Origin of the sequence: Bacillus sp. FSL R12-0074, from assembly GCF_038005725.1 — a bacterium.
Taxonomy (GTDB): domain Bacteria; phylum Bacillota; class Bacilli; order Bacillales; family Bacillaceae_G; genus Bacillus_A; species Bacillus_A mycoides.
This window is the reverse complement of sequence record NZ_JBBOTR010000001.1, coordinates 843,832-867,779: the sequence shown is the minus strand read 5'-3', so window position 1 is coordinate 867,779 and position 23,948 is coordinate 843,832. Positions and strand designations below refer to the sequence as shown.

The following is a 23,948-nucleotide window of genomic DNA, read 5'->3' as shown; positions in this document are numbered from 1 at the left end:
GAAAAGCCCCTTACCATAAAAATAGTAAGAGGCTTTTCGTTATTCACTACATTACTTCGCAAAACTTTGAGCTAGCTGTTTCTCTCTCCACATAAATGTAATGCCGAGACCAACGATTAAAACAACACCTGAAAATGCATATGGATAATTAATGTTTATATCAAATAATATTCCGCCCATCGCTGGTCCTGCGATATTTCCTAAGCTCGTATACGTTGAGTTCATACCAGCAACGAATCCTTGCTCTTTTCCAGCTGCTTTTGATAAAAATGTCGTTAAAGCTGGACGAAGCAAATCAAATGCTAGGAAAATAAAGCAAGTAACGAGAAGTACAATCCAATAATTAAAGACTACAGTTGAGACGAATGCTAATACTGCACCTACAATTAAACATATTTGAATTAATACTTTCTCACCGAACATGTCAACCAATTTGCCAAACATAAATACTTGCACAACTACCCCAAAGATGGAGCTAATCGTAATAATTGCAGCAATATCTTTCGGTGTAAAACCAAATTTATGATCAGAAAACAAACTAAAAACAGTTTCATATGCTGATAAACCGAATGCGAGTACAAATACAATAATAAATGCGATTGCATACATTGGATTTAATGATTTCTTTAAATCTCCGATAAAGCTGGATTCTTTCGTATTAGCAGAAATCTCTGCAAGTTCTTCTTTCGTTAACGGCTCTTTCAAAATAAATATAGAAATCACGCATGCTATAAAGGCAATCACTGCTGCCACAAAGAACGGCACACGTATACCGTATTCTGCAATAAACCCGCCGATTCCAGGCCCTATAATAAATCCGGTGCTGATAGCTGCTGAAAGATAGCCCATCGCCTTTGGACGTTCTTGAATAGAAGTAATATCAGCAACATATGCCGTAACACCCGGCATAATAAACGCGGCACTAATTCCGCCTAACACCCTCGCTGCATAAAGCATCCACACATCTGTACCTAATCCAAAAAGAAGCTCTGAAACACCAAAAATAAATAATCCAATGATTATCATTTTCTTCCTACCGTAAATGTCGACCCAACGACCCGTAATAGGTGAAGTAATAAGCTGCGCCATTGCAAACACTGCAACGAGATAACCCATCGTCTTTCCTGTTAAATTCATATCATTCATAAAGGATGGCATAACCGGAATGATTAATCCAATCCCTAAAAAAGCGATAAATATATTACTCAAAAGAATGATCAATACCATCTTTTGTTCTTTTATCGGTTTCTTCAATTTTTAACACCTCTTCCCGTAGTTCCTCTCAAAAATAATGCCCAAGAAGCTTTTTCTTTATCCTGCTATTTGTGGGCTCATACTGAGTAAAGATGTCCCCACTCATTAGAATTTCACTCTATCCTTCCACACATACATAAACACAGGGTGAATGACTATCATTCAGTTTCCCGCAGAAATGAACCTACCTTTTCAGACAGGTTCATCTTACTACTTCTTTATATGTAGTGCATGTGTTAAAAAATCTAGTACTTCTGCCTTTTGTAGCTCGACTTGCTCATCATCTTTATGATCATATAAATAAACTTGTTCCGCTGCTGATTCAACAAGAGCGATGAATAACTTCGCTGTTCGCTCTGCGTGAACCGAATCACGAATTTCACCTGATTCTTTTGCCTCACTTAAAAAGTCACTTAGCCATATATAAAGAGGCTCATATACAGCTTCCCATTCTTTTATATGTTCAGTTGATGCAAGGCCCGCATACATTAATGCTTGTATTTCACGATATTCAGCTATAAAGGTAAATACTGCATCTATTACTTGCTCAACTTTACTTGAAAAAGGTGAATCGTTCTGTACTTTTTCTTTCACTGCAAGTATCATCTTCTCAACCATCACTTCTGCTATTGCAGGCATAACAGATAACTTAGAAGGAAAATATAAATAGAACGTTCCTTGTGCAATGCCAGCCAATTTCACGATATCAGAAATCTTCGTTTTTTCAACGCCCTTTTCCTGAAACACTTCAATAGCTGCATAGACAATTTTTTCTTTTTTATTCATCATCTAAACCCTTTCACACGCGTATTGAATGACTGTCACTCATTTTATAAAATAACTAGCTGTACTGTCAATTATAGTGCACTTTTCATAATAAAAATCTCCCAACAAATCGTTAGGAGATTTAACTTTAATATCCTTTTCTTATGAAAGAGCCTTTAATCCCGTAACTCCACATACGATAAGAGCTACACTAATCAAACGTGCCTTACTTTTTGATTCACCAAACAGAAACATATTTAATAAAACAGCTCCTGCTGTTCCAATGCCAATCCAAACCGCATAAGCTACACTTACTTGTAAGAACAAGAAAGATGTGTATAAGAATGCAAAGGAAGTTGCAAATCCACCTATATAAATCGCTCCATTTGCTAACGTCTTATCTTTACTATACATTTTAAGGCCTATCACACCGACTATTTCACTAATTGCAGCACAAAATACGAAAAACCAACCCATTTTTAAGCAGCTCCTTCCATAGTTTCTTCCGCGGTTTCTTCTTTATTATCAGCCAATTTTAAACCGATAACGCCCGCTACGACCATCACGATAAAGAATAGTTTTCCTACACTGAAACTGCCGCCGAAAAGGAATACATCCATTAGGAAAGTACCTACCGTACCAGCTCCGGCAAACACAGCATATACAGTCCCTGTTGCAAGATGTTCGCACGCTTTCGATAGGAAGTAAAAATCAACAGCGATAACTCCTACAATAATGACCCAATGCCACCAAGTATGAGCTGTATTAAAACCAAACACCCAAAAGACTTCAAAAATACATGTTAATATGACATATAACCAAGCTTTATTTTTCATATCTCTCACCTTCTATTATTTACTGACTGACCGTCAGTCATTTTTAATTTAAAAAATATAACCTCACTCTAACTACTATTTAAAAAACCAATATCATCCTCATTTATCCTTATATTTGTTCCGTTATTAAGCTAACTACATATAAAAGTTGCTTATCTACACCCTTTCACAGAAAAAAATGACTGAATGTCATTCATAAACATTCTACATGACCAATTGATAAAGTGTCAACACCCGGATTCTATTAACCAAAAAATATTTTAAATTTCTTAAATCCACATGAATATTTCTTAATAATCTGTCAATAATGGTAGTAACATAATATTTTCTCCATTCCCCCCTTGGAGATCCCTTTGAATCGAGCAGTTGCTTTTAGCTAACTGCTCTTTTTTAATTTATCGGCACATTATAATAAAATACTCATAGATAAATTCCAAAACAAAGACCTGTACTCCCTTTTCATCATGCAACAAAGAACGAAATATTTTGTACGCTATTTACTTTTCAACGAGTCTTTGTATGCAATAATTTTATTTTCGAGCATCTTCTCTGTAATTTCTAAGTTTTCTCTTTGAGTTCGAATAGATTTTTTATGATTTTCTAACAGTTGTAAACGAGCTTCGGTTGTATGCTCTCCTTCTAAATATAATCTAGCGTATTCTCTTATTTTCGCTATCGGCATTTGCGTTTGTTTTAATTTCATTACAAACTGCAACCACTTTATATGTGACTCTTCATACAATCTATTCCCATTTGCATCGCGATTTGCAATTAATATGTTCTCCTTTTCATAATAACGTAATGTATGTGTGCTCACTCCTAATAATTTAGCTACCTCGCTAATTGTGTACATAACCATTCTCCCTCCGCACGCCATTTACTCTCATATATTTTACTGCCTTATCCAAATTATAAAAAACATTTGACTTAGAGTATACTCTAACAAATACAATCTAACCATGATAAATTAATTTGAATTTAGGAGGCTTTTATATGAAATATACTGTTATTACTGGTGCTAGTTCAGGAATTGGCTATGAATCCGCTTTAGCCTTTGCATCTCGCGGAAAAAACTTAATACTTGTAGCTCGAAGACAAGCAGAATTAGAAGAATTAAAATTGAAAATTAACGAAATGCATCCGGAATTGGATGTTGTCATTCGAAGAACTGATTTATCCGTCACTGAAGAAGTTTATAAATTTTATGAAAGTCTACAAAGTTTTCAAATTGAAACGTGGATTAACAACGCAGGTTTTGGTAATTTCGCCTCAATTGCTGAACAAAATTTAAACAAGATAGAAACGATGTTGCATGTAAATATAGAAGCACTAACAATACTATCTTCCCTTTTCGTTCGAGATTATTCAATGACCGAAGGAACACAGCTTATTAACGTTTCATCAGGCGGTGGATACACGATTGTTGCCAATGCTGTTACGTATTGCGCTACGAAATTTTATGTAAGTGCATTTACAGAAGGATTATCTCACGAACTGAAAGAACAAGGTGCAAAACTACAAGCAAAAGTTTTAGCTCCTGGTGCAACTGAAACAGAATTTGCGAAACGTTCATTTAATATTGATGAGTTCCAATACGCTAATGTTGTACCGAAATTCCACACTGCAAAACAAATGGCACAATTTATGCTCGACCTTTATGATAGCGATAAAGTTGTAGGACTTGTCGATGGTTCTACGTATAACTATGAACTTAGAGATCCACTTTATAATTTTGCCGTGAGAAAAACGAATTCAAATTCTTAACAACATCTCATTTCTGAATAAAATATAGATACCCACTATTTCTTAAATAATAGTGGGCCTTTTTTCTCTCTAAAAATTTCACCCAACATACCGTATCATCGCCACCTCATCACAATAATCAACTTTTGGACAATGTCTACAATCAATCCATACTTTCTCTGTTAATGATTCTTTATTCACAAAATCAAATCCACACTTTTGAAAAAAATCCGTTTCATATGTTAAAGAAATTACTCTATTCACTTTTATTTTTGCTGCCTCATTCATTACATGATTCACTAACATACGCCCTATCCCTTTTCCTGCATATGTATGCGAAACTACTAACGATCGTACTTCTGCAAGATCCTCTCCTAACACATGTAAACCAGCAACTCCAATAACATTCTCTTCTTCTTTCATGACATATAAACATTGTAAATATTGATAAAGAGACAAGAGAGAACGTGGCAAAACAACTCCCTCTTTCGCGTACATTTCAATGAGATTATAAATTTCTTTCACATCACTTGTAACCGCATTAAAGATTTTCATATTATATCCCCTTGCCCCCAGTGTTAATTTTTATAACATTACATGAATTTTAATTCATAGTTTCATATGATAATACATCTCTCTTTTCTCTCCGTCAATCACTTTTCTGAATTTTATCCCGCATTAACGGGCAGTAAGACTCCCACCTCAAAATTCGGCTGAAGCAAAGAATGTAGGCGGGAGATCAACTGCCCCTAAACGCCCGATTGGTTCAACTAATAATCAGTGGTGGATGAACAAAACCCCCACTGATTAAAGTTTCACTTTACACAAACAAAAAACCAAGCAACTTAATCAATGCTTGATTCCTCATTTCGTATCGGCAATACCGTCGAATATTTAATTTCACGAAGTGCTAAACTCGTCTGTATACGTGTAATACCAAGCTTATTCAGCTTTCTAATAAAATGCTCCAGTTCCTTACGATCACGATTTGCAACTTTTAATAAATAATCATACTCTCCTGTTAAACAGTGACATTCTAACACTTCAGGCATAGATTCTAATTCTCGTTCTAACACTTCAAGCTTTTCATACTGATGAATATTCGTGCTCATAAAAATGAAACATAATAAATCAAATCCAAGCTTTTCTTGATTTAAAATTGCTACTTGCTTATCAATGAATCCTTCCCCGTCTAATCTTTTTATTCTTGCATGCATAGCAGCTGGTGATAAATTAACGCGGCGTGCTAGTTCTGCATTACTTACTTGTGACTCCTTCTGCAATATATCTAAAATTTGTACATCTAAATCATCTAACACTTTAATAACAGATGACTCCATCAAAATTCCTCCTTTTTTCTTACCGATGATTATTCGAAGAAACATCTCATAACTTATATAAAACTGAATGTTTTTCTGCAAAATAGATTTCTAACGAAACATTTTATCGAGTTTTTACCATTATACAAAAGAATATATTAGAAAATAAAGAAAAATGCTAAAATTATTTACAGTTCATTCTTATTTCAACAAAGGGGTTTTTAGTATGCCTTATTTTTACGTCTTTTTACTATTATTAACAAGCTTATTATGGGGAGGAAATTTTGTCGTTGGGAAATCACTTGTCGATCATGCGTCTCCGATGACACTGACAAGTTTAAGATGGATGATTGCGATTGTTTGTTTATTACCACTCGTATGGTTTAAAGAGAAGAAAATTATTCCACCGCGTGCTGCTATAATCCCGTTAGTAATTATGGGAATTACAGGCGTCGCTCTTTTCAACATTTTTCAATTTTTAGCACTAGAAAAAACATCCGCAACGAATGTAGGTCTTATTTCTACATTGAACGCTATTTCAATTGCATTATTTTCTGTGCTGTTTCTAAAAGAAAAAGTAAATACGCTTCAAATTCTTTCTATGATTCTTTCATTTTTTGGGGTCATCCTCGTTCTTTTAAAAGGAAATTTCGCTCTTTTATTTTCACTACATTTTAATAGCGGAGATTTATGGATGATTGCGGCTGTTTGTATTTGGGGAATCTATTCTGTTTGTAGTAAATGGGCTACAAAAACAACTACACCACTCATGGCAACATTATATTCTGGTATTTTCGGCGTTATTTTATTACTACCATTTAACATAGGAAGCTTCACTGTTTCCAATATTAATTCTTCTTTCATTACATCACTTTTATATACAGGACTCATTTCAACAGTACTTTGTATGGTGTTTTGGAATATTGGTGTACAGAAATTAGGCGCTACTACATCGGGGATTTTTCTAAATTTCAATCCAATTTTCACAGCTATTTTAGCATTTATTTTCCTTGGAGAAGAACTAACATGGATTCAAATTTTCGGGACAATTATCGTCGTTACAGGGTGCTATTTATTCTCTCATTTTAAAACTGTTTCTCCTCAGACGACTAGAGCTTTAGTACGAAAGCATTCTTAATGAAAAAGCATCGCCACCAGAGTGGCGATGTTTTTATTTACCTTTCATTTCTTTCACATACTGTTTTTCTTCTTCTGGCGATAAACGTTCTGTTGCCTTTCCGGTATCACCACCTTGAATTTCCCACAAAAAATTATGCTCCTCAACCGTCTGTGAAAAATCCCCTTTCTCCCAGCGCTCTAAAGTAGAAAGTAGCTTTGATTTATATTTAAAATTAGTACTGCTTTCTACTGCGTTCTTCGCACTACTAATTTCCTTATTTGTCATTTCGATAAATCCCCATTTCTCAGAGGATTTCACTTTTTGATGTACCATCCTATGCATTGTAGAAATAATTTCATCTTCACTAACTTGTGGCTTCTCTTCCTTTACTTTCTTCTCCTGTTGATCCATTACTTTTTGTACTTTAAGGCTCTTCTCCTCCTCCTCTATATAATTAAGAAGTTTAGTAACACCGAATACAGCTCCTACCGCAATTACAATCATTGTAATTGTCCCTATTATCCATTTTTTCATATTATGTACTCCCCATTCCCCCTAATAATTACATAAACAAATGGAATCGCCTGCACATAGTCGATTCCATTTGTTTCCTTATTTTATTTTAAGCCCTCATCGCTTCTCGTACAATGTAACTGTCCACATATTGCTTAAATTTCACGATTTTTCCATTTTTAAGCTGCCATACATGAACAAATTCCGCCTCAAATGATTTTCCCGTCTCTTTATAAACTCCTGAATAAACACCTTCAGCAATAATTACATCTTTTCCGTTTACTTCATGGTACGTCTTTACACTCGCTTTATAATCATCCCATTCTGATCCTAAACGACTAAATACATTTTCCATTATAGCTTCTGTACCTATATACGTTCCGCCGTACGGAAAACCTGCTGCCTCTGTCCACTCTACTTTTTCAGAGAGAGCTTCCGCTAAATGTTTTGCATTTGAAGAAGATGGTCCTTCATATGTGCTTCGAACAATTTCTAAATTTGTTTTTTGCTTCATTATTTTTTCACCCCAAACGCGTTTGCGGCTAAAACAAGTCCAATTTCTAACGCTTTAACGTGCGGGAACCGCTCCTTTATTGCCGTTTGAATTTCTTCACTTGAAGGATTTCCTGCAAGAACTTCATCAAATGCAACTAAATATTTACGAGTATGTTTAATCGCGTCTGCTGTATTTGGTACGTCATAATCACGATGACCCGCTACAACAATTTCAGGATGAAGATTTTCAAGTTCACTTAGTGTTTCTAACCATTTATGACGAGCTTCAGCATCTGTTTCTAACGTCCATACGAAAGTATTGTTATAAACGATATCGCCTGTAACAACGGCTTTTAATGATGGAATCCATACATAACTATTATTCGGTGTATCACCTTGCAAACCACCTTTAATGATTAAATCATTTCCCTCTAAAATCAATTTCTCTTCTGTTAATTCCTCTGGAACAATTGGTTGATGAGGAACATTATGCCCAATAGATGGTTTCCACTGTTCCACTTTCTTCTCAAATGTGTTACGAATATCTTCAACAGTATTCCGTAATGCAACAATCTTCGCTTCTGGAAATGCTTCATGTAATACATTTAATCCAAAATAGTGATCTGGATGGAAATGAGTCACATAAATATGAGTTAAATTCTTTCCTGTTTCAATAATTTGAGCTGCTAAACGGTGCGCATCACTTAATAAAAATTGTGCATCAATAAGAATTGCATCTTTTTCTCCGTATACAATTGTGGATGTAACTTGAAATGCTTGCTCAGATCCTGTAAAAACCTCTAAATGTAATTTTGACATGTTATTTCCTCCACTTTTTATTTACTCTTTTATATTCCTTTATTCTTTAAGCTTTATTATAGTTGTAACTAATTTAGTTACAACTATAATAAAAAAATATATGAATCATTTTATTACTAATCGACTTGATGTAATCATTATAGTTACACCAAGTCATCAAGTCAACACTTAAAAAATGAAATTTACTTCGTTTTCATTACTTTCTCTTTTAAGAAACGATCTACATATCCTTCTGCTTTTACAACGAATAAATACGCACTCATTGATAATAATGCAAGATCTAATTCATATCCCGGATTCTTTCCATCTCCTAATAAGCCTGCTGCTCCATTTACCTTTACGATAGCTCCAGCCAAAATAAGAGCGAATAACAATCCTACATACCTCACGCCTAAACCGATAATCAATAATATACCACCAACTAATTCAACTGTTGCTACGCCGTATGCAAGACCACCTGGTAAACCGATGCTTGTAAACCATCCTGCTACGTTATCTATACCTGATTGAAACTTTGCTAAACCGTGTGCAAAAAAAGTAACTCCTAATACGATACGAATAATTAAATTCCCAATATATTGATTCATTCTGAACTCTCCTTTTTTGTTTTGTTATAGTGAACATTTATTCACAAGACAAAACAATACGGTATTTCTTTTCATTCGTCAAATACTTTTTTAAAGAAACCAAAAAACATTATCCTTTTTGCAGATAATGTTTTTTATAAAATAGTGCTAATTCAAGCTTTCGCTCTATTACTTAGAAAAAAGTTGAAAATTTTTCCCAGCACCTATATAAGACAATAAAGACACATCTTCTTCCATCACCATTCCAACAACATTCACTTTCCTATCTTCAGGTAAATCATTTATAACTATTTGCATTTCACCAGCATATCTACCGTACAATTCATTATCAATTGTAATACTGCCTCGTTTTCTTGAAATTGTATTCATCGGTTGTAATGCAACTTTATTTTCTTCGCGCGATTCTACAGAACGAATTACATCACGAGCCGGATCTAACCTATTTGTATGCACTTGCTCTACCACTTTTAATACTTCACCTGCATTTATAAATGACTCATATCGCACTGGAATAATCCCACCACTCGCACTCGAGATTTCTTGTACACTCTCTAGGCTCCCGCTTATATCTCCAATTAGCACTTTATCAACATCGCACTCTTGCACAAGCTCTAAATATGCTTCAAGCGGGCGCATATAGCGGTGCTTTTCTAAAGTTGGTAAACCCTCATATAACGGACCGCGTTTTTCACCACCTCCCGGAATAAACGCCATCGTTTTTATTCCGCACTCATGTAAATATTTATTTTGTTTTTGCAAGAATGATTTGGCTAGTCCTGTTTCTGGACGCGGATAAAAATTATGCCACGCTTCTACTCGATCTATTCGTATATTTTCCGCAAGTAACTCTTTCCAAAATGATTCTGTAATCGTACTCGCATTTAAAGCTACCTTCATCTTATGAGATACACGTGCGATTTCTTTTGGCGTAATACCGTAATCCATTCGTAAACCAGTAATGCCAAAGTCTAATAACTCTTCCACATTTTCATACGTCATCCCTAAATGGTTTAACGATTTTGGAGAGACATCAACCATTAATTCCATTTCATTTTCGAGAGCTTGTTTCCCAAGTATTTGAATTAACTCCTTATACGTATTCGGATCATCTTCTGGAATGTGAAGAGATGTAAAAACAGATGAAAATCCGTTTTCTTTCGCTAGTTTTAACCATGCTTCTTGTTTCTCTACTCGCTCTTTTGAAAGATAAATTGAAACTCCTATCATATAAATCTCTCCTTCTATTAATATAAAAAAAAGAGAAAGGAATCCCTTTCTCTATATGTTTTCTGCCATTTCTTCTTTAAAGCCGAAGAAGTACGTAAAGATGAATCCGAAAATATATGCAACTACTAATCCAAGGAAATATAATAAATATTTATTATCAGCAATTAACGGAATTAATGATAATCCTGATACACCTATTCCGAGTGAAGCCGTTTTCATAACAGCTTGGAATGCACCACCGACAGCCGCTCCTAAACAAGCAGTAATAAACGGTTTCCCAAGTGGCAATGTAACCCCGTATAATAGCGGTTCGCCAATTCCTAAAAATCCTACTGGTAATCCACCTTTAATCACATTACGAAGGCGTTTATTTTTTGTTTTCACATAAATCGCAATTGCTGCTCCTACTTGCCCAGCGCCAGCCATTGCTAATACTGGTAATAAAGGCGTTACGTGCGTTTGATTAATAAATTCCATATGAATCGGTGTTAAACCGTGATGTAATCCGACCATTACGAGAGGTAAAAATGTTCCGGCAAGCACAGCTCCAGCAAATGCTCCGCCAACATTTAAAATTGCATTAATACCGCTTGTAATACCATCAGATAAGAAGCCTGCTACTGGCTGAATCGCTAACATCGTTACTATACTTACAGCTAATACAGTAATGAGTGGTGTTACGATAATATCAACTGCATTTGGCACAGCTTTTCGCACTCGTCTCTCAACTACAACCATAAGCCATGCTGCAAAAATAACTGCAAATAATCCGCCCCGTCCGGGTACGAGCGCTTCACCGAATAATTTTACATTCGCCATCGCTGGGTTGAAAATTAAAATACCTGCAATTGTCCCAAGAACTGGTGTCCCGCCAAATTCTTTCGCTGTATTCCAACCGACTAAAATTCCTAAGAATGTAAAGATACCGCCGCCAATAAGTAGTAGCATTTGTAGCCACGTTGCATTCGGGTCAGCACCTGCGTTTTTCGCAAAGTTAGCAACCCCATTTATAATTCCTGACGCAACAAGCCCCGGAATTAGCGGAATGAAAATACTTCCTATTTTTCTTAAAAAGTTTTTCACTGGTGTATTATTTTTCTTCTTAATCTCTGACTTCATCTCTTGCCCAAGATCTTCAAGGTGGTGATCTGCCACCTCACCAATTCGCAGTCCCGTTAAACCTTCCATCTCAGCTGCTACTTTATTTACTGTCCCTGGTCCAACAACAACTTGAAGCGTTTCATCTTCAATCACTCCCATAACACCTTCAACCTTTTTTAAAAGGTCCATGTTCACTTTACTTTCATCATGAAGCGTTAATCGTAACCTCGTCATACAATGAGCAATGCCACGAATATTTTTTACTCCCCCAAGCTGCTCTGAAATTTCTTTGGCCATTCTCTCTTCTTTCTTCATAATAGAATCCCCCTCCCCAAAGTTTAAAGTGCTTTCTTCACAAATCCTTTCGCACCTTTTAATTTTTCTAGTGCTTCCCCATATTCACACTGTAGTAATATCATAACGATTGCAGCTTTCACATTTCGATCTGCTTTCTCATAACACTCTGTAGCTACTTCATAACTAGCGCCTGTCGCTTCAACAATAATTCGTTTTGAGCGTTCTACCAATTTTTCATTTGTAGATTGAACATCTACCATTAAGTTTTTATATACTTTCCCTACACCAATCATAGACGCTGTAGAAATCATATTGAGTACTAACTTTTGCGCTGTGCCAGCCTTCAACCGTGTTGAGCCTGTTAATATTTCTGCGCCTGTTTCCACTTCCACATTTAGTTTTGCATATTTACTTATTTCAGCATTTTTATTACAGGAAATACTAGCTGTACTTGCTCCCACGCTACTTGCATATTTCAATCCGCCAATTACATAGGGTGTTCTACCACTTGCTGCAATTCCAATAACCGTATCTTTCTCGTTTAATCCAATACTTTTTAAATCTTCTTTTGCTAACTCTTCACGATCTTCGGCACCTTCCACCGCCTTAGTAAACGCTTTCAATCCACCTGCTATAAATCCTTGAACCATGTTATCATCTGTTCCAAATGTCGGGGGACATTCTACTGCGTCTAAAATGCCTAAACGGCCACTCGTACCAGCCCCAATATAAATTAAACGGCCTTCTTCTTCAAAAGACTTAGTAACAATTTGTACAACCTTTTCAATTTCTTCTATTTCATTTTCAACTGCTAACGCAACAGTTCGATCTTCTTCATTCATACTTTGTAACACTTCTTTTATACTCATCTCATCTAAATTCATCGTCTTCTCATTGCGATGTTCTGTAGATAAATTTTCTAACATATTGTCACCCTCTTTGAAATTATATTTCACACTTTCATTATAACTTCAAGAAACTAAAAATCAATAACTCTTTCTTATTTTATGAAATAAAATTTCACAACATGACATATTTGTGTCAAAGATAATAAAAAAGATGAGTCTCCCCATCTTTTCTTCTACTTCAATTTCCGTAACCGTAATGCTTCTTCTCTCGTCTCCATAAATTGATCTAATACTTTATTACCAATTCGATTGAAAGTAATCACATATAAAGCATCAATCATATTCAGTTGCGTCATTCTCGAAGCAATACTCGCAATGCGATGGTCTTGCTCTACATCTGGCATACAAAGGAGAATGTCTGCCGCTTTATATAACGGAGATGATTGGTCTAGCTTCGTTATCGCAATAACTGTAGCCCCTCGCTTCTTCGCATATTGCGCCATTTCAAGTACATCTTTCGTACGACCAGAAGTTGAAATCGCAACAAATATATCATCTTCTTTTAAATTCGTCACAAGCGGTAACATCATATGAAAATCAGATAGCATCATCGCTGTAAATCCGAGTCGTGTAAATTTATAAGCCCCGTCCATCGCTGGAGTAGCTGAACCACCTACTCCGTAAAATATAACTTTATCCGCATTTACAATACGATCTGCAGCTCTCTCAAGTTCCTTCTTATCTATCGCCGTGACGCTCGCCTCAATTGCAGCTTTATTCACATATGTAACTTTATTAAACAAGTCGTACGGTCCATCTTCCGTATTCATCACTGAAAAATCATTAATATTATAATCAGCAATCGTTAATTCACGAACGAGCGCGATTTTAAATGATTTAAAGCTCCCAATCCCAATCGACTTACAAAAGCGAACAACACTTGCCTCACTTGCGCCTGCATTCGTTGACACTTCTTTCGTCGTTAAGTTCGGAACAATTTCTGCATTCTCCATTATGTACATGGCAACCTTCTTTTCGGCTGGTGAAAATTGATCCATATTACTTTCAATTTTAAATAGTAATGTTGAAGCTTTCACTATTTAACCTCCACTTCTTATGGTTGCGTATATTCTCTAATATCATTTGTATCATATAGATAAAAACCATCATTGCCAGGTGGATGGTGAACAATTACAGTTCGATCCCCTTTTTTATATGACGTTATTTCACCTTCAGATCGCTGTTTTTCCCATCCATGTATCCAAATTGCAAAGTCAGGTACAAAAGCAGTGTACTTATAGTCTTTCGGATTTTCGTCTTCTACATAGGAAGAAAAAATAGAAACTGGAAAATTTTTTACTTTTGACTCTTTCCATGTAGTAAATGGTATACATAGTGCAATAAGTATGATTACACCTATAACTTTCCCCTTTGTAATCTTCACACTTCCCTCTCCTTGTCATATCACATACATAGATTTTATCATAATTACAATCCATTCATGCTACATGACCACTGCATTTTGCAATAAAAAAAGAGCTTACCTACATCAGATAAGCCCTTCCTCTCTATACAAAATACTTCTTCAAAAGCGGCGGCGTAATAATTGTCGTCAATATAACAACAATGACAATCGCTGTGAAATTTTCTTTCGCTAACAAATTCGCCGCAAGTCCATTTGCTGCAATGATAAGCGCTACTTCCCCGCGCGACACCATTCCCGCACCAATACTAATAGAAGATTGTAAGTTAAACCCTGTTAATCTTGCTCCTAAACCTGATCCGATTAACTTTGTGAAAATTGCGATGAGCGTCATAATGATAATGAACCAAAGTTGGCTTCCAATACCTTGAAATGTAATTTCCATTCCAATACTTACGAAGAAAACCGGTACGAATATCGCGTAAGCAATCGGTTCAATTTTATGTTCCACTTCATGCTTATACTCTGTTTGCGAAATCGCAATTCCTGCTGCAAATGCCCCAATAATACCTGCGATTCCCATCATTTCACTGTAATATGAAAAAGAGAAACAAATAATAAGTGCAGCACTAATTAACGCTTCTGTTACGCGAAGTGGTACGAGCATTTTCATAATCCACGGAACAACTTTCCAAGCGATGAAAACAATACTTACAAAAAAGATGATTTTCTTTGCAATGACTAGCGTTACATTTACATCTTGTGTGCCTAAAAAACTCATGACAAACGCTAATAAAATAACGACAATTACATCATCAAATACAGCTGCACCTAAAATCGTCGTACTTTCTCTCGTATTCATTTTCCCTAAATCTCTTAGCGTTTGAACAGAAATACTAACCGATGTGGCACAAAGTAATAACCCTAAAAAGATCGCATGCGACTGTAACATTCCAAAAGCAAGCCCTGCTAAATACCCACCAAGGAATGGGAAAATAATTCCTCCCATCGCTACTGCGAATGCAGATTTTAAATTACGATTTAACTCTTCTAAATCAGTTTCGAGTCCTGCCATAAACATAAGTAGCAAAACACCGATTTCGCTAAGCTCATCAATAAGTTCTGAACTATTAATAATACCTAGCACAGCAGGACCGATAATAATACCAACGATTAATTTACCAAGTACAGAGGGCTGGCCGAGTCTTACGCTAATATCACCAGCTAATTTCGTACAAAGTAAAATGACGACAAGTTCAAAATAAAATAACATAACATCTTCTCCTACTTTATAAAGTGAAACTTTAATCAGTGGGGAATTTCCCCATCCTCACTGATTATTAGTTAAACCAATCGGGCATTTACGGGCAGTTAATGCGGGATAAAGTGAAACTTTAATGAGTGTTTTTGTCACTCTGTTAACCCTCGTCCATTCCTGCAAGTAGTTTCCCCTATTCATTCGAATATTATTTGTCACATTTTTATTTGACAAAATATTCTGAATTATAATAAAATTAATCCAGAAATTTCAAAAAACTACATACCATAACTGTACCTTTATTCACTGACGTACTCTTTTCCAATGGATTCACACTATTCGCAGTTATGGAGATGAAAAACGGGAGGAGAGTCCAAAGTGAAGTCATTATTACGAAAAAAAGCGCTTAGTACTGAATCACCACGACAGCTAGATAGAACATTAACAGCACTCGATTTAACATTTTTAGGAATCGGCGCCGTAATTGGGACAGGGATTTTTGTATTAACAGGTATCGTAGCGGCAAAACATTCTGGCCCTGGTATTATGCTATCATTCCTTATTGCTGCATTTACTTGTGCTTGTGTAGCCTTTTGTTATGCCGAATTCGCTTCTTCTATACCAGTCTCAGGCAGTGTTTACACTTATGCATACATGACTGTCGGAGAAGTTGTCGCCTTTATCGTTGGTTGGTGTTTAATGCTCGAATATTTACTTGCCGTCGCAGCAGTAGCTGTCGGTTGGTCTGGTTATTTACAATCTTTACTACAAGGATTTAACATCCATCTGCCCGCCATAATAGCCTCGGCCCCTGGTACAGGAAAAGGTGGTCTCATTGATTTACCAGCTGTTTGTATTTTACTTCTCATTACTGGTCTTTTAAGTTTTGGTATACGCGAAAGCGCACGCATTAATAATGTTATGGTCCTTATCAAATTAGCAGTTATTATCGCCTTTATCGTAGCAGGCGCAAAATATGTAAAGCCTGAAAATTGGACACCGTTCATTCCATTCGGGTACGACGGTATTATTACCGGAGCTGCCACTGTCTTCTTCGCCTTTTTAGGTTTTGATGCAATCGCAACCGCGGCAGAAGAAACGAAAAAACCGCAGCGTGATTTACCAATTGGTATTATCGGTTCCCTTCTTATTTGTACAGTTTTATACATGATCGTATCTTTCGTTTTAACAGGCATGGTTCCTTATACGCAATTAGACGTTTCTGATCCAGTTGCATTTGCACTACATTTCGTTGGTGAAGATACTATTGCGGGGCTACTTGCAGTTGGTGCGATGACAGGAATGACAACCGTTCTTTTAGTCGTTATGTATGGACAAGTTCGTGTTTCTTATGCAATGAGCCGAGACGGCTTACTCCCAAAAGCTTTATCACGCGTAAATAAAAAAGTAAAAATCCCTTTATTAAACACATGGATTACTGGAGTATTTGCAGCTTTATTAGCAGGACTTTTAGACCTACATTTACTAGCGAATTTAGTAAACATCGGTACGTTAACAGCCTTCACATTCGTTTGCTTTGCTGTACTTATTTTACGGAAAACTCATCCTGATTTAAAACGAGGCTTCCGCACACCACTCGTACCTGCACTACCGGTTGTCGCTATTCTTTGTTGTTTATATTTAATGACTAATTTGTCCAAAACGACATGGATCAGCTTTTCATTTTGGCTTATAGTCGGTTTATGCGTATACTTCTTCTACTCTAGAAAACATAGTCATCTAGCTAATGAAAAAACAAATGATGAGACGAAAGAAGCATAACAAAATAGCTCGCCTATGAAACGGCGAGCTATTTTCATGTTCTATTATGTTTTTTCGTTAACGTTTGTAAAATGATAAATATACCGATGCAAGTGAGTACATAACCTGCAACTTTTGCATACTTATCTCCCCTTACTTCGTCTCTTTCTTTTTCTTTCTCCACGCGTTTACACTATCAAAGAAAAAGTTAATAAATAGCGTTCCTAATCCCGCTAATAAAAATGTCATTAAAAATAGAATCCATATACTTTTATCTTTTAATAAATAATATCCTACAAGGAGCACAACGGCGATCCATACATATTCAAGAATTCTTTTTAGCTTTTTCTCTTCCAAATTATTCGCTCCCTTTTTCTATACTACTTTTAGTATAACAAAAAAAAAGCCTATCATGATAAGCTTCTTTTTCTTATACCTTATTTGTTGATGCTTTTTTCAACCAGTGAAATAGCGTACTCTAACGTACGATTCATCGTTTCTACCTGTGCATCTTTTACTTTCACATCTTTTAATACAGCTTCTGCAACTGTAATTTTTTGACTCAATGATCTCACTGAACCGTCCGTTACATTTGCAGCTTGTGCTTTTTTCACTACTGCTTTTGCAGATTCAATATTCACTTGTAATTTTTCTTTCGGTGTTTTTGGCTGTTCTTCTGCTACCTTTGATTGTACAAATGTTTGGTTTGCTGTTTTTAATTCATTATACGTTTGAACAATTTGTTCTCCTGTACTCGCTATATTCTCAAACACTTTCTTTGCATTGTCATAGCTTCTTTGTAATTCGTTAAAAGCTGCTTGTGAATACTGACCTGGCTTTTCACCAAATTCATAAGTACCTGCCAATACTTCTTTCACTTTTCCGATTTCTTCATATAACGTATTTACTTGCTCTAATTTTGTACGAGTAGAAAACTCGTTATATGCCGCTACTACTTCTGAAGAACTTAATGCTTTACTATATAATTTTGCTAATGCAATTTGTCCATTTAACGGAATACCGCCATTTCCGTTGCTATCAGGATCTGCACCAAGTGCGAATGGTACGTTCGGGTGATATACTTTCCCTTGAGCCGGCTGACTATTTACTTTTTTACCATCTACATAAATTGCTACTTCACTGCCGTTATATGTTCCTGTTAAATGATACGTTTTGTTTGCTTCTAATTGAACACCCACACGTTTATAGCTTCCACCAATATGAGCCCATAATTCTACATAGCCACTTCCTGTAGACTCAAAACCAATTCCACCGCTCTCTGTATTTTGCAAAATACCTTGTCCACGAATTTCATTCATTGAAAATACAGTTTCTAACGTAAATGAATTTGCTACTTTTTCTTTTTGTGCTGCTGAAAATGGAAGGTATCCAAATGTATTTGCTTTTCCGTTTAACTTCATAACATTCTTTTTCAATGCTTTATCATATTCAATAGTCACATTGCCCTTAACATCACCTTTTGTACCAAATGATGAACTGTCTTTAAATGTACCATCTGCAAAGTTTACATCAAAAACATCTGCCTTTGGTACTTTCACATTCGGGTCAATATTATCTTTTTTCGTAGTAATTTCTGCCGTTAATGGTTGTACACTTTCATTGCCGAATGAATCAATCGCAACAACTTCAAGTGTATATGTTTTCCCGCCATCTAGTCCTGCAAGTGTAAATGTCAGTTCTTTCGGCACTGGATCTCGATAAAACTCTGAGAATGCTAACAATTTATTCTTTATTTCTCCAGTTTGCTTATCTCTAGCTTGTACACGATAAGAGTGAACAAGAAGGTTGTCCAACGCTTGCTGGAATGTTACTGTTGCTGCATTTTCTGTTACATTTGATACAGCAAGCTTTGCATCTTTTGCAAAGTATGGTTTTTCTTTATTACGATCTTCTACATGAGTAAATGTTTCTTTCTTTGATGGTAATTTAATTTTCCAAGGTTCACCTGTCCAAGAATTCGTATGGAAGTCACGACGATTAATCGTTACTTCTTTATCATCCACTTCTACTAATAAACCTTGGCTTAATGTACTAGCTCCTGGCGGGATATTTCCTTGTACTTTACCACCTTCAACTTCCATATAACTTACAGAAGATGTTCCAACTGATGTAAAATCTTTTTGATGAATCGATCTTGGATCATCTAATGGATAATGTGAATGACCTGAAAATGTAATGACTTGTGGGTACTCTTTTAACACTGCATTAATTTTCGCACTATCTTTCGTTCCCCATTCTTGGCTACCGTACACTGTATCTTTAATATGTTGATGTAAAAATACAAAAATCGGTTTTTCTGGATCATCTTTTTGTGCCTTTGCTATTTCTTCTTTTAACCAATTAATTTGCTTGTCCGAATAATAGCCATGTGTTGTCCCATCCTCTGGAGACATAACAAGGAAATGATACCCTTTTACCACCTTATGATAATAAACCGATTCCATTCCTGTCTTTTCTAAGAAACGCTTCTGTGCTCCCTCTACAGATAAGCCGTTCCAATAATCATGATTACCAAGAGAATTCATTCGTACCGCATCTTTATTTGCATTTTCATTATAAACTTGCATAAAACGGTCGTATTGCTGCACTGTTCCCGAATCTGTAAAATCACCTACAATAACAAATGCATCCTGCTTCGGTGCAAGCGTATTAAATTGCTCAATCGCTCTTTTCCAGCGGAACGTATCATCTGTTCCACTATCTTTAATATGCACATCACTTACAACTGGAAAAACTATCTTCTTCTCACTTGGTGCCTTTTCTTGCTTTTTCTCTTCCGCTTTAACCGACGTACTCCACGGTAATGATACAAATGCCAATACAAACACCATTAATAATCCAATAAGACCTTTTACTTTTCGTAAAGCAGTTCTTTCCACGTGAATCCTCCTCATAATAATTGATTCATTACAAGGGCTATTTTATCTTAAACATATTAATATCGTTTAAATAACAAATGAATTTTATTAGATTTTTGTAAATATACAGTTAATTAAGTGTTAAGTCCAACATTACTCGTACTATTGTTATACAACCACCTTTTGTCTAAAAGAGTCTGATCATTCTTTTCCCATGTCTATTTACATATAATCTTTTCTATAACATTAATGATAAGTTAAGCTGTAAGCCTATTAGACAATCTTAATTTTAAAAATTTTCTTCTTTTCTTAACACATCGGCCATGCTTCTACATTTAATAGTAGTAAAAGACAACTTAAAAAGGAGGGGTTGTATTGAAGAACAAAAAAAATATTGGCTGTTTCGCTCCTTTATCTATCATTTGTCCAGACCCTTGTCCACCGCCCCCTCCTCCAAATCCAAGTTGTGAGCGAGTAACAAATGAATTTGCAGGGAATTTCCTCATAACTAACAACACCATTCCCTCTACCAAAGATGCACTACAATCAATGATACTGTGGCAAAGTGATGGGATACTGCTTATATCAGGTACTGTCTCGGTTTACAATAGTACTAGCAGCACTGAAGCAATTACAATTCAAATCATTGGAGCAGTAACCAATATTTTCACTGTGTTTCCTGGCAATACAATATCTTACACAGGTAAAGATTTAAAATCCGTTAGTATTATTAATATACAAAATAATCCTTCACTATATTTAGAAGGCAAGTACTGTTGCCAATTTACATGTTGCTTATAGAATACCAATTTTATTACTTCCTCAATTTAAAAAAAGCATACCATTTACGGTATGCTTTTTTTATGAAATTGGATAACGTACTGTAATACAAAACTCGCCTTGATTAACAGTTGTTCCTGTCGTAGTAATTCGGACAGTAGTAAAATATCGTACAGTGAAAGTACCACTACTTTGTGGTTGTACAGTAATTGTATCAACTACTGTAGCACCGACTAAAAAATCAACTGTAATAGGATTCGCGCCTACATCATATTTCACATAACCTGAACCATATACTTCTTGTGTAATATTATTCGTATATACAATTTGAGTACCAGCACCTGTAATAGACCAGTCTGTACATACTTGATCTTGCACAAGTGCTTTATTAGAACAACAAGACAAACCGGAACTTCTCATTCCCATTTCGATCCTCTCCTATTCTACTATGAAAGTGGATAACGTGTTGTAATACAAAATTCTCCCTGATACGTTCCACCAGGTGTTGCAGGTAACACAACTTGTATACTAGCAAAGCGGCGATACGTAAAAGCGATACTCGTTCCTGGGTTTAATGTTTGTGTATCAATTGTAGCCCCAGCAGAATCAAGCGCTTCTACAGTAATTGGACCTGGACCAACATCCTATTTAACAAAACCAGTACCAACTACATTTTGGTTAATATTATTTGTATAAAGAACATTATCAATTGCTGTTGCAACTACAGTAGCAGACCACGGACTACACACTTTATCTTGCACATAATTTTTATCTGGACAGCAAGTTAATGCTGACCCTGAGCACTCACAAGACATAGTTGTTTCCCCTCTCTCTTTTATATTCCCTATATGTGTATGTCCCTCAGAGTCTTTTGCCTGTACTATTCATCTATTTTCAAAAAATATGCAAATTCCATTACCAATGACTAGATAGATTCCGATCTGTTTCGTTTTTTCATAAATTTATAGATTAAAATACCACCTACAATAATAAGAACGACCACTAATATAGGTAACATATATTGTCCAACAACACCCGCTGCTTTTTCCCAATGCGGACCTAATTTCATTCCAAAATAAATATACAAAGTCGTTAATGGGAACATTGCTACAAATGTATATATGCTAAATTTCCATATGTTCATTTTCGCCATACCACATGGAACGGAAATAAGCGTTCGAACTCCCGGGATGAAGCGTCCTAAAAATGCTACAACCGGCCCATATTTCTCAAAGAAATCATCTGCTTTTTGAATTTGTTCTTCTTTAATAAAGAAGTATTTCCCGTATTTTATTAATAGAGGACGACCACCGTAATAACCTAGTGCGTATAACGTTAATGGTCCTGTCGTTCCCCCTAGTGTTCCAGCTAATACAGCTAGCCAAAAATTCATATCACCCTCGTATACCCAATATCCAACCATAGGCAAAACTACCTCTGCTGGAATAAACTCAAAAGTTAAAGCTAACACGACTCCAAAATAAGAAAACTGCTTTAAAAACTCGATTATATCTAAAATAATTTGCTCCATATTTTCAACTCCTATCCTACGTTTACGTTATGCTTTTCTTGCAATTGCACTGGCGCCATTTTTACAATTCGATTTAAAATAAATAACACAATTCCAATATCATCTAAAATACCGATAAACGGTAAGAAGTCTGGAATTAAATCGAGCGGCATCGCTACATAACCAACTAAAAAAGCAATAGATAAGATTTTCTTCTTTATGGAAACCTCTTTTGAAGTAAAAAAGTCAAATAGAAATGGAACAAAACGGCGGACATGAAATATAACTCTTAATCTACTAATAAGTTTTTTCATTTTCTAGCTCCTCTCTTTGTATACAAAAAGGACCCTACCAAATATGGTAAGGGTCCTAAAAAGACAATAAGGGGCCTTTACCATTGCTGGTAAAGGTCTCACTAACAACGAAACGTTGCCAATAAAGCCGAGGGTTTCTCCCTGTAATGACGACTTTACTGTAATAAGTTACTCCCCTTTAGATACACAATTTTATACAATCACATTAAGATATTTGGAGGAGCTTGTCAATATTTTTTTCATAATGAAACCTGTTCACATACTTCTATCACTGTTACAATTTGTCTGCTTAATCTTCCCTACAATCTATTTTTAAAGCGGATTACATTTCGGTATCTCTAACCCTGAGGATTGTGCTAACTTCAATAAATAGTAACACTCCTCCCTCGCCATATGATCCGCCATCCTGGCTGATAATGAACTTAATATTTGCTCAGACAACTCTAATTCTTCTACTTCTCGAAGGAAATGCGAGAATAACTTTAGCTCTAGTGAAACGTCTTTTGTAAACTTCTTCAAAGCTGGAAAATGTTTCAGTTCTGACCGTAAATAACCTGTCATTTCAACTGCTTTTAAATAAAATTGTTCAAAATGTTTAGCAAACAAATCACTTTTCTCCTTCAATCTTTTTTCCACAACATCTAATCCGCCTGAAATAGAACCAGCATGCCCTGCTGCATCCGTTAACCACGCGAGATGATAGTGTAGTTCATGAAAAACGGGCGGGACTTCTCCCCTCCCTAAGTATTCTAATACTGTTATATATTCCTCCACTTCATTTACCATATGATTAATAAAAGTCGGAGTAAAATGAATCACAATTTTACCTTCCAATTGCTTTTGTATAATATTTAATTTAAATGCTCGAATCTCCTCTGCAGCTTGTTCTGCATCTTTTGAAAATGCAATAAAATTTACAGTATGAATTTCATTTAAAAAGTTCGTGAATTTTTCTACAAAATAGGTGGCTTTCTGTATATCTTCTTTCTCCTGTGGAGCTAAAGCATCTAGTAAAAACTGAGCATGATCCCCAAGAACTTTGAGCCAAAATTTATGTTCAAACAGTGCGCTTTCTTCATACATTCTATCCACACTATCC

27 protein-coding genes and 1 pseudogene are annotated in these 23,948 nt (G+C 35.7%); 4 read left to right on the top strand and 24 right to left on the bottom strand.

What is annotated here, in order from left to right; all coding sequences use genetic code 11:
• Nucleotides 1-51: 51 nt before the first annotated feature.
• The 5 genes from NSS97_RS04470 to NSS97_RS04450 all read right to left on the bottom strand — a co-directional run bounded on the left by NSS97_RS04470 (nt 52) and on the right by NSS97_RS04450 (nt 3,708).
• On the bottom strand, nt 52-1,254 hold the full coding sequence (locus NSS97_RS04470; protein ID WP_107887885.1) for an MFS transporter: 1,203 nt from the start codon (nt 1,252-1,254) through the stop codon (nt 52-54).
• A 210-nt stretch (nt 1,255-1,464) separates the two neighbouring features.
• Nucleotides 1,465-2,043, bottom strand: coding sequence for a TetR family transcriptional regulator (locus NSS97_RS04465; protein ID WP_002063960.1), 579 nt, complete (start codon nt 2,041-2,043; stop codon nt 1,465-1,467).
• A gap of 138 nt (nt 2,044-2,181) precedes the next feature.
• A complete protein-coding gene (locus tag NSS97_RS04460) occupies nt 2,182-2,496 on the bottom strand; it encodes a DMT family transporter (RefSeq protein WP_000539672.1) in 315 nt (104 codons plus the stop codon).
• Between the two features lie 2 nt (nt 2,497-2,498).
• Complete coding sequence (locus NSS97_RS04455) at nt 2,499-2,855, bottom strand: DMT family transporter (RefSeq protein ID WP_002010813.1); 357 nt, start codon at nt 2,853-2,855, stop codon at nt 2,499-2,501.
• 493 nt (nt 2,856-3,348) lie between these two features.
• Nucleotides 3,349-3,708 carry a MerR family transcriptional regulator gene (locus NSS97_RS04450; RefSeq protein WP_002087388.1) on the bottom strand — a complete coding sequence of 120 codons (360 nt, stop codon included), beginning with the start codon at nt 3,706-3,708 and terminating at the stop codon, nt 3,349-3,351.
• A 140-nt stretch (nt 3,709-3,848) separates the two neighbouring features.
• Here NSS97_RS04450 and NSS97_RS04445 point away from each other — a divergent pair, with 140 nt between their 5' ends.
• Nucleotides 3,849-4,619, top strand: coding sequence for an SDR family NAD(P)-dependent oxidoreductase (locus NSS97_RS04445; RefSeq protein WP_107887884.1), 771 nt, complete (start codon nt 3,849-3,851; stop codon nt 4,617-4,619).
• Between the two features lie 78 nt (nt 4,620-4,697).
• Here the strand turns inward: NSS97_RS04445 and NSS97_RS04440 are convergent, their stop codons facing one another.
• A complete protein-coding gene (locus NSS97_RS04440) occupies nt 4,698-5,153 on the bottom strand; it encodes an N-acetyltransferase (protein ID WP_107887883.1) in 456 nt (151 codons plus the stop codon).
• Nucleotides 5,154-5,443: 290 nt separating this feature from the next.
• Nucleotides 5,444-5,938, bottom strand: a complete 495-nt coding sequence (locus NSS97_RS04435; RefSeq protein WP_002063953.1) for an Lrp/AsnC family transcriptional regulator — start codon at nt 5,936-5,938, stop codon at nt 5,444-5,446.
• A gap of 205 nt (nt 5,939-6,143) precedes the next feature.
• Between NSS97_RS04435 and NSS97_RS04430 the strand changes: the two genes are divergently transcribed.
• Nucleotides 6,144-7,055, top strand: coding sequence for a DMT family transporter (locus tag NSS97_RS04430; RefSeq protein ID WP_107887881.1), 912 nt, complete (start codon nt 6,144-6,146; stop codon nt 7,053-7,055).
• A gap of 33 nt (nt 7,056-7,088) precedes the next feature.
• Here the strand turns inward: NSS97_RS04430 and NSS97_RS04425 are convergent, their stop codons facing one another.
• The 10 genes from NSS97_RS04425 to NSS97_RS04380 form a co-directional block, all read right to left on the bottom strand.
• A complete protein-coding gene (locus NSS97_RS04425) occupies nt 7,089-7,571 on the bottom strand; it encodes a PRK06770 family protein (protein ID WP_002087394.1) in 483 nt (160 codons plus the stop codon).
• An 88-nt stretch (nt 7,572-7,659) separates the two neighbouring features.
• Nucleotides 7,660-8,064: a nuclear transport factor 2 family protein gene (locus NSS97_RS04420; RefSeq protein ID WP_193652626.1), complete on the bottom strand. Its 405-nt coding sequence runs from the start codon at nt 8,062-8,064 to the stop codon at nt 7,660-7,662.
• Nucleotides 8,064-8,864, bottom strand: coding sequence for an MBL fold metallo-hydrolase (locus NSS97_RS04415; RefSeq protein ID WP_002125460.1), 801 nt, complete (start codon nt 8,862-8,864; stop codon nt 8,064-8,066). Before NSS97_RS04415 ends, NSS97_RS04420 begins: the two co-directional genes overlap by 1 nt.
• A gap of 182 nt (nt 8,865-9,046) precedes the next feature.
• Nucleotides 9,047-9,451, bottom strand: a complete 405-nt coding sequence (locus NSS97_RS04410) for a DoxX family membrane protein (RefSeq protein ID WP_107887879.1) — start codon at nt 9,449-9,451, stop codon at nt 9,047-9,049.
• A 168-nt stretch (nt 9,452-9,619) separates the two neighbouring features.
• Entirely contained in the window at nt 9,620-10,678 is a 1,059-nt protein-coding gene (locus tag NSS97_RS04405) for a MupG family TIM beta-alpha barrel fold protein (protein WP_107887878.1), read from the bottom strand.
• A 51-nt stretch (nt 10,679-10,729) separates the two neighbouring features.
• Nucleotides 10,730-12,094 (bottom strand): PTS transporter subunit EIIC, encoded by a 1,365-nt coding sequence (locus NSS97_RS04400; protein ID WP_107887877.1) that lies wholly within the window; start codon nt 12,092-12,094, stop codon nt 10,730-10,732.
• Nucleotides 12,095-12,117: 23 nt separating this feature from the next.
• The gene (gene murQ, locus NSS97_RS04395) at nt 12,118-13,002 is read right to left on the bottom strand and encodes an N-acetylmuramic acid 6-phosphate etherase (protein ID WP_002166328.1); all 885 of its coding nucleotides are present in this window, start codon (nt 13,000-13,002) and stop codon (nt 12,118-12,120) included.
• Nucleotides 13,003-13,157: 155 nt separating this feature from the next.
• Nucleotides 13,158-14,021, bottom strand: coding sequence for an SIS domain-containing protein (locus NSS97_RS04390; RefSeq protein ID WP_107887876.1), 864 nt, complete (start codon nt 14,019-14,021; stop codon nt 13,158-13,160).
• Nucleotides 14,022-14,038: 17 nt separating this feature from the next.
• Nucleotides 14,039-14,368, bottom strand: a complete 330-nt coding sequence (locus NSS97_RS04385) for an outer surface protein (RefSeq protein WP_107887875.1) — start codon at nt 14,366-14,368, stop codon at nt 14,039-14,041.
• Nucleotides 14,369-14,492: 124 nt separating this feature from the next.
• On the bottom strand, nt 14,493-15,620 hold the full coding sequence (locus tag NSS97_RS04380; RefSeq protein WP_002010790.1) for a cation:proton antiporter: 1,128 nt from the start codon (nt 15,618-15,620) through the stop codon (nt 14,493-14,495).
• A gap of 363 nt (nt 15,621-15,983) precedes the next feature.
• Here NSS97_RS04380 and NSS97_RS04375 point away from each other — a divergent pair, with 363 nt between their 5' ends.
• Nucleotides 15,984-17,387 carry an amino acid permease gene (locus tag NSS97_RS04375; RefSeq protein WP_107887874.1) on the top strand — a complete coding sequence of 468 codons (1,404 nt, stop codon included), beginning with the start codon at nt 15,984-15,986 and terminating at the stop codon, nt 17,385-17,387.
• 132 nt (nt 17,388-17,519) lie between these two features.
• On the opposite strand, the gene NSS97_RS04370 is transcribed toward NSS97_RS04375, so the two are convergent.
• Entirely contained in the window at nt 17,520-17,723 is a 204-nt protein-coding gene (locus tag NSS97_RS04370) for a hypothetical protein (protein WP_000391506.1), read from the bottom strand.
• Nucleotides 17,724-17,803: 80 nt separating this feature from the next.
• Entirely contained in the window at nt 17,804-20,266 is a 2,463-nt protein-coding gene (locus tag NSS97_RS04365; protein ID WP_341111689.1) for an FN3 and LamG domain-containing metallophosphoesterase family protein, read from the bottom strand.
• Between the two features lie 354 nt (nt 20,267-20,620).
• On the opposite strand from NSS97_RS04365, the gene NSS97_RS04360 reads away from it, so the two are divergent.
• Entirely contained in the window at nt 20,621-21,046 is a 426-nt protein-coding gene (locus NSS97_RS04360) for an S-Ena type endospore appendage (RefSeq protein WP_002087412.1), read from the top strand.
• Between the two features lie 60 nt (nt 21,047-21,106).
• Here NSS97_RS04360 and NSS97_RS04355 read toward each other — a convergent pair whose 3' ends face one another.
• The 5 genes and pseudogenes from NSS97_RS04355 to NSS97_RS04335 all read right to left on the bottom strand — a co-directional run bounded on the left by NSS97_RS04355 (nt 21,107) and on the right by NSS97_RS04335 (nt 23,941).
• Nucleotides 21,107-21,451 carry an S-Ena type endospore appendage gene (locus NSS97_RS04355; protein WP_107887872.1) on the bottom strand — a complete coding sequence of 115 codons (345 nt, stop codon included), beginning with the start codon at nt 21,449-21,451 and terminating at the stop codon, nt 21,107-21,109.
• A 20-nt stretch (nt 21,452-21,471) separates the two neighbouring features.
• Nucleotides 21,472-21,840, bottom strand: a pseudogene (locus tag NSS97_RS04350) (DUF3992 domain-containing protein).
• 110 nt (nt 21,841-21,950) lie between these two features.
• Nucleotides 21,951-22,556: a DedA family protein gene (locus NSS97_RS04345; protein ID WP_088035206.1), complete on the bottom strand. Its 606-nt coding sequence runs from the start codon at nt 22,554-22,556 to the stop codon at nt 21,951-21,953.
• Between the two features lie 11 nt (nt 22,557-22,567).
• Entirely contained in the window at nt 22,568-22,849 is a 282-nt protein-coding gene (locus tag NSS97_RS04340; RefSeq protein ID WP_107887871.1) for a YkvA family protein, read from the bottom strand.
• A gap of 312 nt (nt 22,850-23,161) precedes the next feature.
• Nucleotides 23,162-23,941: a DUF2935 domain-containing protein gene (locus NSS97_RS04335; RefSeq protein WP_043331297.1), complete on the bottom strand. Its 780-nt coding sequence runs from the start codon at nt 23,939-23,941 to the stop codon at nt 23,162-23,164.
• Nucleotides 23,942-23,948 lie beyond the last annotated feature (7 nt).